The organism is Streptomyces sp. O3 (genome assembly GCF_054788135.1).
The window spans coordinates 1-1,240 of record NZ_JBTVYK010000123.1 but is presented as its reverse complement, the minus strand read 5'-3'; the positions used below and the strand labels follow the sequence as shown (position 1 = coordinate 1,240).

General features: G+C 71.4%; 2 protein-coding genes. Both read left to right on the top strand.

What is annotated here, in order from left to right; translation table 11 throughout:
- The coding region (locus tag ACX6XY_RS29985; RefSeq protein WP_460337754.1) for a methionine adenosyltransferase domain-containing protein at positions 1–159 on the top strand (159 nt) is incomplete at its 5' end.
- A 1-nt stretch (position 160) separates the two neighbouring features.
- Positions 161–1,147: a carbohydrate kinase family protein gene (locus ACX6XY_RS29980; protein ID WP_460337751.1), complete on the top strand. Its 987-nt coding sequence runs from the start codon at positions 161–163 to the stop codon at positions 1,145–1,147.
- Positions 1,148–1,240: the final 93 nt, after the last annotated feature.

Here is a 1,240-nt window from a genome sequence, read left to right as displayed (position 1 = left end):
TTCGACCTCCGCCCGGCCGCGATCATCCGCGACCTGGACCTGCTGCGCCCGATCTACGCCCAGACGGCCGCGTACGGCCACTTCGGGCGCGAACTCCCGGACTTCACCTGGGAGCGCACCGACCGCGTGGCCGCGCTGCGCGAGGCGGTGGGTGTCTGAGATGTCACGGATCGCTGTCGCCGGCTCCATCGCCACCGACCATCTGATGACCTTCCCTGGGAGCTTCACGGATCAACTCCTCGCCGACCGCCTGGACAGGGTCTCCCTGTCGTTCCTCGCGGACCGGCTGGAGATACGGCGCGGGGGAGTGGCAGCGAACATCTCCTTCGGGCTCGGACTGCTCGGGCTGCGCCCGGTGCTGGTGGGCGCGGTCGGCGCGGACTTCGAGCCGTACCGGGTCTGGCTGAAGCAGCACGGAGTCGACACCGACTCCGTGCTGGTCAGCGAGGACCAGCACACCGCGCGCTTCGTCTGCACCACCGACCGGACGCAGAACCAGATCGCCACGTTCTACGCGGGCGCGATGTCCGAGGCCCGGACCATCGACCTGGGCGACGTCATCGCCCGAGTCGGCCGCCTCGGCCTGGTCCTGGTCTCACCCGACGACCCCGAGGCGATGGTCCGGCACACCCGCACCTGTCGCGCGCTCGGCGTCCCGTTCGCGGCCGACCCCTCACAGCAGCTCGCGCGGCTGGGCAAGGGTGAGGTGCTCGACCTCATCGAAGGCGCGCGCTGGCTGTTCACGAACGAGTACGAGGCGGCCCTCCTCCAGGACCGCACCGGCCTCACCGCCGCCCAGATCCGCCGCCGCGTAGGCAGCTGGATCACCACACACGGCGCGTCCGGCGTACGGATCACCGCCGACGGCCGGGACCCCGTCGCCGTACCGGCCGTGGAGACACCCGGAGTCGTCGACCCGACCGGTGTGGGCGACGCCTTCCGGGCCGGGTTCCTGGCGGCGGTCGGCTGGGGCGTACCCGAGAGGTGCGCGGCCCAACTGGGCTGCGTGGTCGCGGCGACGGCCCTGGACCACGTCGGCACCCAGGAGTACCGGCTCTACCGGGATTCGACGGTGGCGCGGTTGCGTCTGACGTACGGGCCTTCGTGCGTGGCCCGCCTCGTCACCTATCTAGGGGGACTGACTTGAGTACGGGCGGCATGGGGCGCGTGGATGCGTTGCGGGTGGCGTTGGGGTCGCGGGTGGTGGTGGCGGATGGGGCGATGGGCACGATGCTTCAGG

Bases quoted from the DNA above. Each gene is read 5' to 3' on its own strand.
- ACX6XY_RS29980 (WP_460337751.1), top strand. From the start codon at position 161: ATGTCACGGATCGCTGTCGCCGGCTCCATCGCCACCGACCATCTGATG.